General features: G+C 61.9%; 14 protein-coding genes. 6 read left to right on the top strand and 8 right to left on the bottom strand.

Annotated features, from left to right (window positions below; all coding sequences use genetic code 11):
• Nucleotides 1–8: 8 nt before the first annotated feature.
• The 6 genes from RCF49_RS00610 to speB all read left to right on the top strand — a co-directional run bounded on the left by RCF49_RS00610 (nucleotide 9) and on the right by speB (nucleotide 5,093).
• Nucleotides 9–1,244, top strand: a complete 1,236-nt coding sequence (locus tag RCF49_RS00610) for a M20 family metallo-hydrolase (RefSeq protein ID WP_342642115.1) — start codon at nucleotides 9–11, stop codon at nucleotides 1,242–1,244.
• Nucleotides 1,245–1,318: 74 nt separating this feature from the next.
• On the top strand, nucleotides 1,319–1,849 hold the full coding sequence (locus RCF49_RS00605; RefSeq protein WP_342642114.1) for an Lrp/AsnC family transcriptional regulator: 531 nt from the start codon (nucleotides 1,319–1,321) through the stop codon (nucleotides 1,847–1,849).
• Nucleotides 1,846–2,694, top strand: coding sequence for a transporter substrate-binding domain-containing protein (locus tag RCF49_RS00600; protein ID WP_342642113.1), 849 nt, complete (start codon nucleotides 1,846–1,848; stop codon nucleotides 2,692–2,694). The genes RCF49_RS00605 and RCF49_RS00600 overlap by 4 nt, the downstream gene beginning before the upstream one ends.
• A gap of 55 nt (nucleotides 2,695–2,749) precedes the next feature.
• The gene (locus RCF49_RS00595) at nucleotides 2,750–3,415 is read left to right on the top strand and encodes an amino acid ABC transporter permease (protein ID WP_342642112.1); all 666 of its coding nucleotides are present in this window, start codon (nucleotides 2,750–2,752) and stop codon (nucleotides 3,413–3,415) included.
• The gene (locus tag RCF49_RS00590; RefSeq protein ID WP_342642111.1) at nucleotides 3,412–4,107 is read left to right on the top strand and encodes an amino acid ABC transporter permease; all 696 of its coding nucleotides are present in this window, start codon (nucleotides 3,412–3,414) and stop codon (nucleotides 4,105–4,107) included. Before RCF49_RS00595 ends, RCF49_RS00590 begins: the two co-directional genes overlap by 4 nt.
• A gap of 23 nt (nucleotides 4,108–4,130) precedes the next feature.
• Nucleotides 4,131–5,093 carry an agmatinase gene (gene speB, locus RCF49_RS00585; protein ID WP_342642110.1) on the top strand — a complete coding sequence of 321 codons (963 nt, stop codon included), beginning with the start codon at nucleotides 4,131–4,133 and terminating at the stop codon, nucleotides 5,091–5,093.
• A gap of 17 nt (nucleotides 5,094–5,110) precedes the next feature.
• On the opposite strand, the gene RCF49_RS00580 is transcribed toward speB, so the two are convergent.
• From RCF49_RS00580 to RCF49_RS00545, 8 genes are all read right to left on the bottom strand, one after another.
• A complete protein-coding gene (locus RCF49_RS00580; RefSeq protein ID WP_342642109.1) occupies nucleotides 5,111–5,443 on the bottom strand; it encodes a DHCW motif cupin fold protein in 333 nt (110 codons plus the stop codon).
• Nucleotides 5,444–5,547: 104 nt separating this feature from the next.
• Nucleotides 5,548–6,663: an LLM class flavin-dependent oxidoreductase gene (locus RCF49_RS00575; RefSeq protein ID WP_342642108.1), complete on the bottom strand. Its 1,116-nt coding sequence runs from the start codon at nucleotides 6,661–6,663 to the stop codon at nucleotides 5,548–5,550.
• Between the two features lie 79 nt (nucleotides 6,664–6,742).
• Complete coding sequence (locus tag RCF49_RS00570; RefSeq protein WP_342642107.1) at nucleotides 6,743–7,570, bottom strand: GntR family transcriptional regulator; 828 nt, start codon at nucleotides 7,568–7,570, stop codon at nucleotides 6,743–6,745.
• 142 nt (nucleotides 7,571–7,712) lie between these two features.
• Nucleotides 7,713–9,356, bottom strand: a complete 1,644-nt coding sequence (locus RCF49_RS00565) for a GMC family oxidoreductase (RefSeq protein ID WP_342644270.1) — start codon at nucleotides 9,354–9,356, stop codon at nucleotides 7,713–7,715.
• Between the two features lie 17 nt (nucleotides 9,357–9,373).
• A complete protein-coding gene (locus RCF49_RS00560) occupies nucleotides 9,374–11,002 on the bottom strand; it encodes an ABC transporter ATP-binding protein (RefSeq protein ID WP_342642106.1) in 1,629 nt (542 codons plus the stop codon).
• On the bottom strand, nucleotides 11,002–11,829 hold the full coding sequence (locus RCF49_RS00555; protein ID WP_342642105.1) for an ABC transporter permease: 828 nt from the start codon (nucleotides 11,827–11,829) through the stop codon (nucleotides 11,002–11,004). The genes RCF49_RS00560 and RCF49_RS00555 overlap by 1 nt, the downstream gene beginning before the upstream one ends.
• A 3-nt stretch (nucleotides 11,830–11,832) precedes the next feature.
• Nucleotides 11,833–12,780: an ABC transporter permease gene (locus RCF49_RS00550; RefSeq protein WP_342642104.1), complete on the bottom strand. Its 948-nt coding sequence runs from the start codon at nucleotides 12,778–12,780 to the stop codon at nucleotides 11,833–11,835.
• 59 nt (nucleotides 12,781–12,839) lie between these two features.
• Nucleotides 12,840–13,679 carry an amidohydrolase family protein gene (locus tag RCF49_RS00545; RefSeq protein ID WP_342642103.1) on the bottom strand — a complete coding sequence of 280 codons (840 nt, stop codon included), beginning with the start codon at nucleotides 13,677–13,679 and terminating at the stop codon, nucleotides 12,840–12,842.
• Nucleotides 13,680–13,964: the final 285 nt, after the last annotated feature.

Genomic DNA, 13,964 nt, shown 5'->3' with positions numbered 1-13,964 from the left:
GAGACCCCATGCATCTCAATGTTGATGGCGCGCGGCTGCTGCGCGAGCTCAGAGAACTTTCCATAATCGGCGATGTCGGCAAGGGCGGCAGCCGGCTCGCGCTCGGTGAGGAAGACCTGGCGGCGCGGCGCTGGCTGCGCGATCGGATGGAGGCCGCCGGCCTTGTCGCAAGCATCGACGGCATCGGCACTGTGTTCGGCTATAGCCCTGGCGCCGACCGCTATCTGCTGATCGGCTCGCATACGGACACGGTGCCGATGGGCGGCTGGCTCGATGGGGCGCTGGGCGTCATGGTGGGCCTGGAGATCGCGCGGGCCTTCATGGCCGCAGGCGCGCCGGGGCCGGTCGGCATTGCGGTCGTGTCGTTCAGCGATGAGGAAGGCACGATCGTGCCCCTGCTGGGCAGCCGCCTGTTCAGCGGCACGCTCAGCTGGGATGAAGTTGAGCAGGTTAACAGCCGCGATGGTCGCTCACTCGCCGAGATACGCGCCGCTGCCGGCCTCGCCAATACGGAGATCGCGCGGCTTGATCCGCAACGACATCTCGGATTTCTCGAGCTTCACATCGAGCAAGGGCCGGTGCTTGAAGCCGAAGGTCGCGCCGTGGGCATCGTCACCGATATCGTGGGGATCGGACGGGCACGGGTGACGTTCCATGGTCGCGCCGATCATGCGGGCACAACGCCGATGGATGCGAGATCCGATGCCGCTCAGGCGCTGTTTGCCTTCGCGACCGCTTTCCGCGCGTTTGCGCTGACCAAGGGCGGTGCGGGTTGCGTGTTCAACCTGGGTGGCGCCAGCATCGCGCCGGGGGCTTTCAATGTGGTGCCAGAACGTGCCGAATTGCTCGTGGAATATCGCAGCCCATCCACGGAGATGCTCGACCAGATCGCTGTTGCGGTTGGCGAACTTGCGAATGAGGCCGCTCTCCAGGCCCGGGCGACCGCATCCGTAGCGCCAGCCGGGCGCGAGCGTCCGGCCGCCATGGCGCCCAGCATGATCGCGCATTTGGCCGGCGCAGCCGAGCGGCTTCAACTCAGCGCCAGGACAATGACGAGTGGCGCGGGGCATGATGCGATGAGCCTCGCAGGGCTGATCCCCGCCGGTATGCTGTTCGTGCCCAGCATCGGCGGGCGCAGCCACACGCCGGAGGAAAACACCGCTCCGGAGGACATCATCGCCGGCTTGCGGGTCATGGCAGAGGCGGCACGGAGCATTCTTGAGGAACTTGCCACAGGAAAATAGCGAGAACCAATTGACGGATTACAGCACGTTTGGCTAGCCTGATTGCTTGAAAGGCGCATCGAGCAACCATTACAATGCTGGAAACCGACATAAGCGGTGAGCTGGATGCCGTGGAGCAGGCCATCATCGGGGCGCTCAGCGAAGATGGCCGACTTTCGACCGTCGAGCTCGCACGGCGCGTGGGCGTCACGGAAGCCACCGCCCGCAAGAAGCTGCGCCGGCTGATCGAGGATGGCGTCATTGCGGTGAAAGCCATGACGGACCCGTTGCGCCGTGGCAAAGGCGTCGCGGCGATCATCGGGCTCGAGGTTGCGCGCAAGCATCTGGACGAGGTGGCGGCTCGGCTCGCGTCCTATGATTTCGTCGAGCGGGTCTATTCGATGACGGGACCTTATGACCTGATCATCGAGCTGACGCTTGGATCAACCGCGGAGCTGCACAGCTTCCTGCTCGATGAGCTCAAGAGCCTCGATGGCATCACCGATACCGAAAGCTTCATGATCGGCCGTGTCTACAAGCATCACGGCGTGGTCAAGGATGCGCATGCATTAAAAGAAGAGGCGGCAAGATTCGTCGCCAGTTTTGCCGGGAGGAGAAAGAAATGATCGCGCGAACAGTTCGGAATGGAATGGCGGCGGTCGCCGGTCTGTTGCTTGCCCTGTCCACGATCGGCGCGGCCCATGCGGATGGCCTTCTCGCAGAGATCAAGGAGCGCGGCAAGCTCACCGTCGGGACCGAGGCCGCCCTCGAGCCATTCGAATTCGTGCAGGACGGCAAGATCGTCGGCTATAACAAGGATATCCTCAATGCCATCGTCGCCGATCTCGGGGTTGAGCTCAACCAGCTGAACCTGCCGTTCCAGGGCATCCTGCCCGGCCTGCTCGCCAAGAAATTCGATTTCGTGGCCACATCGGTGGGCATCAATGCGGAGCGGGCCGCCAAATACGCCTATACCCGTCCGATCGGCAGCTTCGACAATGTGATCGTGGTGCGCGCCGATGAAGACGATATCAAGAGCCCCGATGACCTCAATGGCAAGGTGGTCGCCACCCAAATGGCATCATCACCCCAGCCGGTCGCGGAAGCCCATAGCGCATCGCTGAAGGAAAAGGGCGGGGAAGGCTATGCGGAGCTCAAGCTCTATACGGCATTCCCGGAAACCCACGTGGCGCTTGCCTCGGGGCAGGTGGATGCGATCGTGCTCGCCTCGCCCACAGCGGCGGTGCTGATGAAGAAGCAGCCCGATACGTTCCGTGTCGTCGGGACGATCGGTGAGCCACAATATCTCGCCTGGGTCACCCGTCCGGAAGACAAGGATGTGCGCGAGTACATCAATAGCAAGATCGATGCGCTGAACGACAGCGGCAAACTGAAGGAGTGGCAGATGAAGTGGTTCGGCTTCACCTTCGCCACGCCGAAGGAAGGCTATCTCCCCGAAGGCGCTCTCTGAGGAGCAAGTGTTGAGCCACCTCCCCTGCTGGACAGGGTGTACGTGAGGTGATCCCATGGCTGGCTTCCAGATCAGCGCCACGCTTGCCGAAATGCCGCTGTTCCTCCAGGGCGCGGTGGTCACACTGCTGGTTTCGCTGCTCGGCGCCATCTTCGGCGTGATCTTCGGCCTTGCGCTGACGGCCATGCGCGCCGCGCCATGGGCTTGGCTGCGCTGGCTCGCCAAAACCTATATGAGCTTCATCCGTGGCACGCCCATCCTTGTGCAGATTTTCCTTGTCTATTACGGCCTCCCAGGGCTCACCGGCATAGACCTGCCGCCGCTGGTTGCGGGCGTCCTGGCGCTGAGCCTCAACAGCGCGGCCTTCGTCACCGAAATCATCCGGGCGGGCCTCAGCGCCATTCCGCCAGGACAATATGAGGCCGCCAGGGCGCTGGCGCTGCCGCGCGCCATCACCTGGGGGCAAGTCATTCTGCCCCAGGTGGTGCGGCTCACCATCCCGCCGCTGATGAACGAGTTCACCATGCTGGTGAAGGCGTCACCCCTGCTCTCGGTTATCACCGTGGTCGAGCTCACCCGCACAGCCCAGAACGTGATGAACGTGACTTACCAGCCGATTCAGGCCTTTGCGGCAGCGGCCGTGCTCTATTTCATCATGCTGTTCAGCCTCAGCATGCTGACGCGCCGGCTCGATGCCCGCATGCGAGCGGTGGGCGCATGAGTTTCGATCCTTCCGTCATCCTGGGTAATGCGGGGCTGTTTGCCCATGGGCTTCTCGTCACCGTGGCGATCTGCGCAGCCGCCCTGCCCCTGGGCTTCATCGGCGGGGTCCTTTTGGCGCTCGCCCTATTATCGGGCCGGCGCATTCTCGCTTTGCCAGCCCTCGCTCTCATCGAGCTCGTCCGCAACATCCCGTTCCTGATCCAGATCTTTCTCGTGTTTTTCGGCCTGCCCTTCCTTGGCATTCGCTTGAGCCCGCAGGTGGTGGGCATTGCCATGCTCGCCGTCTATGCCAGCGGCTATTTCGCTGAGATTGTCCGCGGCGCCATTCTCTCGGTGCCGGCTGGTCAGCGCGAGGCCGCAACCGCGCTGGGCATGCATCGGGGATTAGCCTTCCGCAAGGTGATCTTTCCGCAGCTTCTGGGCTATCTCATTCCCGCATCCGCCAATCTAACGATCACACTGATCAAGGAATCGGCGGTGCTGTCGATCATTACGGTTGCCGAGCTCACCTATATCTCGCAGATGATCATCGGCCGCACCTTCGCCCCGGCGGAAGTCTTTCTCACCATTGCGCTTCTCTATTGGGCTCTGACGGCCGCCGTTGCCGGAGCCCTCGACCTCATCGAACGCCGAACCAGCCGGTTCCGCCGCCTCGAACGCGGTCGCGAGCAGATCGCGACCATTCACTGATCCAACCAGGGAGGAGACAAAGCATGGCACGGCCAAAACTCAACCTGCCCTATACGGGCATCACGTCGTTCGGGAAGTTCCCGATCGTAACGGATCTATCGACCTTCAATGCCGATGTGGGCATTCTCGGCATTCCCTTCGACATGACCACCCAATACCGCTCGGGGGCCAAGATGGGGCCGCGCGGCGTGCGCGATTCATCCTCGATCTATTCCTTCGGTCTTTCCGGCTCCTATGATCCGGAGCGTGACGACGTCTATCTCGGCCCGCCCTGGCGGATCGTCGATTGCGGCGATGTGGACATGGTGCATGGGGACCTGCAGGCCTGTTTCGAGAACACGCGCGATGCGGTGAAGGCCATTGCGGATCGCGGCGGTATGGTGGTCGGCATTGGCGGTGATCACGCGGTCACCATCCCCATCCTGCAAGGCCTGGCCGATCATGGGCCCTTCGGCATCATCCAGATCGATGCGCATCTCGATTTCGTCGATGAACGGGCGGGTCAGCGCTTTGGCCATGGCAGCCCGATGCGGCGGGCATCCGAAATGGACCATGTGACCGGCATGGCCCAGCTCGGCATCCGCGGCATCGGCTCAAGCGGACGGTCGGATTTCGAGGCCGCGCGGGCCTATGGCAGTGTAATCATGAGCCCCAAGCAAATCCGCGCCGCCGGCATCGAGGAGACCCTCAATCGCATTCCTCAATGCGACAAATATTATGTGACGATCGACATCGATGGCATCGATCCATCGATCGCCTGGGGCACTGGAACACCCTCGCCTGGTGGCCTCTATTATGATGAGGTGAATGCGCTGCTCGAAGGCATCGCCAAGAAGGGCAAGGTGATCGGCTTCGACCTCGTCGAGGTGGCGCCGTGCTACGACACGTCGGGGCTCACGGGCCAAGTCGCCGCCCGCATCATCCTCGACCTCATTGGCTTTGCCCTGAAGGAGCGGGAGCGCGCCGGGGATCTGCCGAAGCGATAGAGCATTCCAGGGCCGGCTCAGTCCACGATGAACACCAGCGCGCCCTGCCGGGAACAGGCCCGGTGGGGCGCATCGCCATAATCAGACACATGGAAGCTGGAGCCGGGTGAAAGGATGAAGGAGCGGCCATTGCCGAGCTCAATGGTCAGCTCACCGCTCAGCACATAGAGAATGTGGCCACGATCACACCAGTGGTCGGCAACATAATCGGGGGAATAAGCGACCTGCCTGATCCTGAGGTCACCGAGATTGATCTCGCGCCACTCGGCCCGTCCCGTCTCGCCGGGATAAATGGTTGGAGGCAGCTCGGCCCAGTTCACGAGAGTAAATGGCGTCTCCGGTATTTTCATGGAAGAACCCCGAGATTGATGCGCGCTTGATCATCGATCAGCGCGCATGCGAGGTCCAGCCCCGTCGCGGGATCGGCCGGTCGATCCGCCTCAGAGGGCCCTGATCATGATCGCAAGCCCGCCTCGCGCAGGAGCGGCAGCAGCTTGTGCTCGTAGATCTCGAGACCTTTGCGGAAGTCCACCCAGGTGACCGTCACACCGTCCAGGCCCGTCTCCGCCAGGCGACGAAAGCCTTCTGCCACCTGCGTGGGACTGCCGACCAGAGGCACGGCGCCATAGCCCGCGATGTAGCGGCGCGCCATGTCGTCAGCCTTATAATTCACGCTCTGTGAATTGCGGTCGAGCGTGCCGAGGATGCCTCTGACGGTCTCCCAATCACCCTTCTCGGTGACGCAATATTCGAAATAGTCTTTCGCCTCCTGCTCCGTATCGGCGCAGGCGATGGTCGCCATGGTCATGACCTTGACCTCGCGGCCATATTTCTCGCGCGCATTGGCCTTGATCTCGGCGACGGTCTGGGCGGCCTTCTCGTAACTATCGAACATGATGAAGTTTATTTCCGTATGCCGCGCGGCGAAGTCGCGGCCGGCGGGGCTCGAGCCCGCGCTCATCAGCACGGGATACGGACGCTGGATCGGCCTTGGCTCGCCATGGGCGCCGGGCACCCTGAAGAACTGGCCCTCGAAATCGAATGTGTCCTCCGCCCAGATCCGTTTCACGATGGTCAGCCATTCATCCGACATGGCATAGCGCGCGGCGTGATCGGCAACCTTCGTGCCGAACATCTCGACTTCCTTGTCGTGCCAGCCCGCCACGACATTGAGGCCGAACCGGCCGTTGGAAATATGGTCGATGGTGGCGGCTTCCTTTGCCAATCGCACCGGATGGATGGTGGGCACATGAACCGTCGCGAAGACCTGGATCGAGGAGGTGATGGCAGCGATACCGGCTGCCCAGCTCAAGGTCTCGAAGGCGCGATCATTCTGATTGTTGACCCCGCCGAAACCTTTCCAGCGTGATACCGGAATGACCGCATCGAAATTGAGCCTTTCGGCCGTGGTGGCGATATGCACCGTCTCGGGCCAAGTGACCTCGATCCTTCCTTCAGCGGAGGTCAGCGAGGTGGCGCCGCTCACGTTGAAGGCGAACACCGCGAGCTTGAATGGATTATCGTCGTCGAGCAGCTTCGCCTTTGGTCGGCCGGTCTGAGCTTCGGACATTTTCCGCTCCCCCCTGAATTTTCCCGAGGGCAGAGTAATCAGCGATCTCGCAGCTGTAAATATTGTAATACGTATTCTGTCATACAATCGAGCGTGAAACGGCTTTCTTCCGTTTCGCCGAGGCAGCACCGGGCTTTGCGCGCTTCGGCGTCGATTTCGCCGGACGACCATTTGCAGGCGATGGCGAACGAGGTGCAGCAACCTTCGCCGCCTCGGCATTGGCGCGCTGAAGATGGGCGAGAGCTGCGGCACAGGCGCGCTGGACGTGAACTTCGCAGAGGGTCTGTGCTCCATCCGGATCACGCCGGGCGATCGCATCGACCATCAACTCAATCTCGCTGATACTGCGGGCGCCGCGTCCGGGCTGGGCCATGGATTGAAAGCGCAGCAGGATCACTCTGGCCTGAAGCGACTTGGTCAGGCCCGCCACGATTTCATTGCCGCAGCCTTCGAGGAATACATCGTAGAAGTGTGTCGTGGCAGCAGAAACCTCCCCCGGGTCTGCGCCTTGATTGAACAGCGCCTTCAATCGCGCAAAAGCCGCCTGAAGCCGCTCGATATCTTCTTGGGCGGCGCGTTCGGCAAACAGCCGTCCGGCAAGGCCTTCGAGCGCCGCCCGCACCTCGTAGATCTTGGAAGCTTCCTCGACCGAGACAGTCGACACCATCGGGCCGCGATGGGGAACAACAGTGACGAGCCCTTCACTTTCGAGGTGGCGCAGCGCTTCCCTGATGCTGGTCCTGCTTACGCCGGTAATTTCGCAGAGATGCCGTTCGATCAGCCGGTCCCCAGGACGGAACTGGAAATCGAGAATGGCCTTGCGCAGCACCTCCACAACCTGCTGTCGTAGCGTCGTCCGGGGCTGGGCGATGCGCAAGTCTTCAAAGTTGCCAGTGGGGATGGTCATGAGGCTGGTCTTTCTGAGATGGAGACCTCGAGGCTAGACGCGTTTCGTCTTTCTCCGATAAGCGAAACGGCTCAAAGTTTTTGTTAGACCGTATTTCTTCACGCGAAGCCGTGCCCAGTTCGCTCGAAAATGCTCTCGTATCTCATTGTGCGACTGCCGCCAATTGGTGGGCCTCGTGCTGTTCTGCCTTGATCCGGTCCACAAGCTTCTCGGCAATCATCATGGTCGGCGCATTGATATTGCCACTGCAGATGGTCGGCATGATCGATGCATCGACCACACGCAGCCCCGCCACTCCTCTGACGCGGCCAGATGAATCGACCACTGAGCGCTCGTCTGATCCCATGCGACAGGTGCCACAGGGATGGTGGGTCGATTTGCCGGTGGCGCGCACGAAGGCTTCGAGATCCGAATCGCTGACAACCTCCGGACCGGGGGCCAGCTCCGCGCCGGTGATGCCGGCAAGAGCAGGGGCGGTAACGATCTCGCGATAGCGGCGTATGCCATCGGACAAGGGGCGGATGTCCCTCGCGTCGCTCAGATAATTGAAGGTCAAGGCAGGTGGCTGCAGCGGATCGGGACTCTTCAGCCGCAGCTCACCACGGCTATAAGGCCTCAAGCCCATGATGGTCGCCTGAAAGCCATGGGCGCCGGAGATCACCTCGCCCTGGCTGCCGACCAGCATGGGAATGAAACAGATCTGGATGTCCGGGCGGCCGCTGGTTCCATCGGAGCGGATATAGCCGGCCACCTCGAAATGGTTGGTCTCGCCGCCGCCACTCCGCAATGCGGCCCATTGCAGGAACACGGCGGGCTTTCGATGCCATTTCAGGAGCGAGGTCATGGTGACCGGGCCATGGGTGAAATGCTTGCAGCTGATATCCACGTGGTCCTGGAGGTTCCGCCCCACTTCGGGTGAGTTCCGGACGACCGGGATGCCCAGACGGCTCAGCTCCGCGCCGGGTCCTATGCCCGACAGCATGAGGATCTGCGGTGATCCGATCGCGCCGGCACAGAGGATGACCTCGGCACTCGCGCGGGCCTCGTGGAGCCTTCCCGCTTGCCGATACTCGACACCGACGGCGCGGCGGTCGGCAAAGAGGATCCGGGTCACGTGGGCATGTTTGCGGATCGCGAGATTTCCCCCTCGCGCGCGGCGCAGATAGGCCCGCGCCGCGCTCTCGCGGATACCCTCGTGAATGGTCTGGTCCATCGGGCCGAAACCATCCTGCCGCGCACCGTTCGTATCGTCCGAGATCCTATGGCCGGCCTCGCGACATGCCTCGAGGAACAGCGCGTTCAGCGGCGTCGAATAGCGGGGCTGCAAAACGTGGAGAGGGCCGCTGCCGCCGCGGAACTCATTCTCGCCACCGCTGAAGCTTTCGAGCTTTTTGAAATAGGGAAGGCATTGGGCGTAACTCCATTCCGGCAGGCCGGCAGCCGCCCAGCCGTCGAAATCGGCAGGCTGGCCGCGGACGAAAGCCATGGCGTTGATGGAGGATGATCCTCCGAGCACCCGTCCGCGCGGGCAGTCGATCCGCCTCCCGTTAAGGCCCGGTTCCGGCTCCGAAACATAACCCCAGTCGAAGCGGCGCATGCTCATGGCGTAGGTGAAGGCGGCCGGCATGGCGATGAACGGATGCCGGTCGGCACCACCTGCCTCGATCAGCAGAATGCGTGCCGTCCCGCTCTCGGCGAGGCGCGCAGCGACGATGCAGCCGGCAGAGCCGGCGCCGATAACGATATAGTCGAATGTCTCAGACGATGACTGAGGGACGGGGCGCACGGCCAATACTCGGCTCCTCAGGCTCTGCGTTTCAGTGCGGCGCGCTCAGCGAGCAGGCCGTCGAGCCAATGAATATCCATCTCCGGTGTGGAGGCGAGCAGCGTCTTGGTATAGGCCTGGGTTGGCGATAGCAGGATCTGCTCCTTCGGTCCCTGTTCGACCACGCGTCCGGCCTGAAAGACGGCAACGCGATCGGCAATCGCCCGGACCGTCGCGATGTCATGGGTGATGAAGAGATAGGTCAGCCGCCGCTCGCGCTGAAGCCTGTCGAGCAGCTTCAGGACCTCTTCGGCAACCAGCGGGTCCAGGGCAGACGTGACCTCATCGCAAATGAGCACCAGCGGCTCGGCAGCGAGCGCCCGCGCGATGCAGAGACGCTGCTTCTGGCCGCCGGATAATTCATCCGGCTTGCGGTCCAGCACACGGTCGGGATCAAGCTCCACCATCTGGAGAAGCGCACGGACGCGGCCGGTGAGCTCGGCACCGCGCAACCCGAAATAGAAGCTCAGCGCGCGGCCCAAGATCTTGCGCACGGGCTGCTGCGGGTTGAGGGCGGTGTCGGGGCTCTGATGGATGAGCTGAATCTTGCGCAGCTGATCACGCGTGCGCCGGCGGTAGTCACTGTCGAGCCTTTGCCCCGCAAGCGCCACGGTGCCGCTCGCCGGCTGCAGGAGACCTGCGATCACCCGCGCCAGCGTGCTCTTGCCGCTGCCGGACTCGCCAACGATCGCCAAGGTTTCACCTTCCCGGGCATCGAGGCTGATGTCCTGCAGCACCGGCTTTTCGCCGAAGCTCATTTGGATGTTGTCCACGGCCAGCACAGGCTTGGCCGCCTCGATCCTCTGCTGCTTACGGAATTGGCGCAAGGCCACCAGGCGGCGGGTATAATCCTCTCTCGGCGCGCTCAGGATTGCGGATGTTGGCCCCTCCTCAACCAACGCACCATGGCGCAAAACCATGATCCGATCGGCGATCTGGGCGACAACAGCGAGATCGTGAGAAATATAGATGGCCGAAAGAGACAGCTCGCGCACAGCAGCGCGGATGGCGGCCAGGACTTCCACCTGGGTGGTGACATCAAGGGCCGTGGTGGGCTCGTCGAACACGATGACTTCCGGATGTGGCCCCATGGCCATCGCCGTCATGGCCCGCTGCAGCTGGCCGCCCGAGAGCTGATGTGGGTAGCGCAGGCCGATCGTCTTGGGATCCGGCAATTGCAGGCGCGCGAACAGATCCTCGATCAGTTCCTGGGCTGAGCGCCGGTTCTGTCCGGTCAGTAGGGGAACCTCAACACACTGGTCGATCAGCCGGTGGGCCGGATTGAAGGCGGCTGCCGCGCTCTGCGCCACATAAGCGGCACGGCGCCCGCGCAACCTGCGGCGCTCGCTTTCCGAGGCTTTGCGCAGGTCCTTGCCATCGAACAGGATCTCGCCGCCGCTGATCCTCACACCGCTGCGGGCATAGCCCATGGCGGCGAGCCCAACGGTCGACTTGCCGGCACCGGATTCACCGATGAGCCCGAGAACCTCGCCGGGGCGAAGTTCGAGGTCGATCCCGTGGACGATCTCCTCCCAGGCCCCCTCGCCTCCGGCTTCGATGCGCAGCCCGCGAATGGTGATGATGGGCTCATTCGTGCCGGTTGCCATTAGAGCCGCGCCTTCGCATTGTTGTGAATCAGCCAGTCGACGATGAAATTGACGCTGATGGTAAGGACCGCGATCGCCGCGGCGGGAAGGAGGGGCGTGAAATCTCCGAAGGTGATCAGCACGGAGGATTCCCGAACCATGGAGCCCCAGTCGGCTGCAGGCGGCTGCAGGCCGATGCCGAGGAAGCTCAGGCCGCTGATGAACAGGAAGACGTAGCAGAACCGGATGCCGAATTCCGCCAGAAGCGGAGTGCGAATATTGGGCAGAACTTCCGACCAGAGGCACCACCAAATGCCCTCGCCGCGCAAGCGCGCCGCTTCGACATATTCCGTGGCGACCACGTTCATGGCAACCGCCCTCGCAAGCCGCAGGACGCGCGTGCCATCCAACAGGACGATAATGCCGACGAGGATCGGCACGGAGTTGCCGATGATCGCAATCAGCAGCAAGGCAAGGATCAGCTGAGGCACGCCCATGATGGCATCGGTGATGCGCCCGATCACCAGGTCAAACCAGCCGCCCTCGAGCGCCGCGAGGATACCGAGGGTGCCGCCGACCACGAAACTCAGCACATTGATGGCGAGCGCCAGAAAGATCATATTGCGCGCGCCGTAGATCAACCGCGACAGCATATCCCGGCCGAGATTGTCGGTCCCAAGCCAAGTCGCATCGCTCCAGGGCGCGAAGGCGGCGCCGACCACCTGGGTCTCGCCATAGGGCGCAAGCAGCGGCGCGAGGGCTGCGACGGCCACATAGAGGCCAACCAGAACGAGACCCAGCCGCGCTGCCCAGGACATGTTCTTGATATAGCGGAGAGACCTGCTCATCACTTACCTCGGATGACGCAGGCGCGGATTGCTCACCATGGCGAGGACGTCCGCGACCAGGTTGATGATGAGATAGGTGCAGGCGAAGAAGAGGCAGGCCGCCTGAACCACCGGTATATCACGCCGCGCCACGGAATCGACGAGCAGCCCGCCGAGGCCCGGATAGGCAAACACAACCTCGATCACCACGACACCCAAAACGAGATAGGCCAGGTTGAAGGCGATCACGTTGACGATCGGCGCCCAGGCATTGGGAAGCGCATGACGGACGATGATGCGCAGCTTACGCAAGCCCTTGAGGTCCGCCATTTCAATATAGGGCCGCGATAGAAGATCGATGATCGCCGCACGTGTCATCCGCATCATATGCGCCATGACGAACAGAGCGAGGGTGATGGCGGGGAGAAAGGTGACATAGAGGCGCTCGGATAAGGGAGCGCCGGGCGTGAGGCTCGCTATGCTCGGGAAGACGGGGAAGATGATGGTGAGGATCAGGATCAGCACATAGGCCACGAAGAAATCGGGAAAGGAGATCGAGACGAGCGTGCTCGCATTCAGCAGCCGGTCGAACAGGCTGTCGCGGTAAAGGGCCGTCAAAATTCCCAGGAGGAGGGCGAGCGGCACAGCGATCATCGCCGCATAGACGGCAAGGAAAAGGGTGTGCCCCAATCGTTCGAACAGCATATCGCCGATGGCCATGCCCGATGCCAGGGAGCGACCGAGATCACCGGAGAAAATGCCCGTCAGCCAGCGCCAATATTGCACATAGAGCGGCTGGTCGAGGCCTAGTCCATGGCGGAAATTCTGAAGCGCCTCTTGCGAGGCATCGCGGCCCAGCACGATCTCGGCAAGGTCACCCGGCAGCAGGCTCGTGGCAAAGAAAATCGCCGTCAGCAGAATGAACAATGCGACGGCGCCCGACCACAGGCGCTTAGCGATCAGCGCATACATTCCCGGCCCCCTTCCCCGGCTCTATTCATGAGCTGCCGATGATCCATTACGGTCAAAACTCACCCTTCCGGCCAGATCAGCTCGAGGGGCCGATTGTTTATGATCTCCTCGATGATCTCGGCTGGAAATTCAGGCAGCATCGCCTTTCCCTTCCAGTCGTTCAGGCTGCGAAACTCAGCCAGCGCCTCGCTCGTGGTCCGCAGCGGAAAGTCTGATCCGAACAGCAATTGGCCGGTGACATTATAGTCCAGAGCCAGCATCAAAGCATTGTAGAGCTGCCACTGCCGGTGATAGCGCGCTGAAAGATCACAGAAGATCTGCGGGTTCTTGCGGAGCAGCACAGCGGTCTCGCCGATCCATGGCTGACCGAAATGGGCAACGATCATGCGCAGCTGCGGAAATTCCCGAGCGATGCGGTCGAGCAGGATCGGGTTGCCGTATTCGAGCGCGCATTTGCTGGCATAGCCGGCGGATTGATGCCACAGCAGCGGTACGTTCAGCTCAACGCATTTGCGGTAGACCTCACCCGCTTCCCGGGCCCAAGGATCGAATGCGCCATAGACGGGGGAGATTTTCAGACCGTGTAGCCCCAGTTCCCGGATTGCATATTCGAGCTGCCGGGGCGCATCCGGCTTCATGGGCTCGACGCAAGCGAGGCCCTTCGCGCGGCCCCCAAACGGCCGCACATAATCCGCCACAAATTCATTTGGCACGAATGTATTCAGAAGCGGAAAGTACATGGTGATCACCACGAACTTCTCCGCGATATCGGCCACATGCTTCCGGTGTGAATCGGGATCGCCCGAGGTGCTGTTCTTGACCCTGTTTTGCAGCTCGCCGTTCTCTTCTTCACCATAATGCTCGGGCAAGGCGAGATTCGTGTGCCAATCTATCAACATTGCCAAAATACCATTATTTGATTGTAGACGGATTATTCAGGTCAAGGGCCCCACTCCCCGCCCGCGACTATATTGTATGACAAGAACAAGTCAATTGTCTTGGGCCCGTGGAGAAAGGCGGGCGAAGCTGGGTTAAATCTCCGCTGAAATCCGATCGGAGCGGTTCACCAGGGCTAAGATGCTCTGGACCGGGGCAATCTCGTATGATTATGTTCTGTCATACAAGATAACCGTTTGGTCAGTTTGTCTGCTGACGGCTTGTCCTTGGGTAGAGGGGCTCCAAAA

The sequence above is a fragment of the Rhodoligotrophos sp. CJ14 genome, from assembly GCF_038811545.1.
GTDB lineage: Bacteria > Pseudomonadota > Alphaproteobacteria > Rhizobiales > Im1 > Rhodoligotrophos > Rhodoligotrophos ferricapiens.
This window is presented reverse-complemented; position numbering and strand designations above follow the sequence as displayed.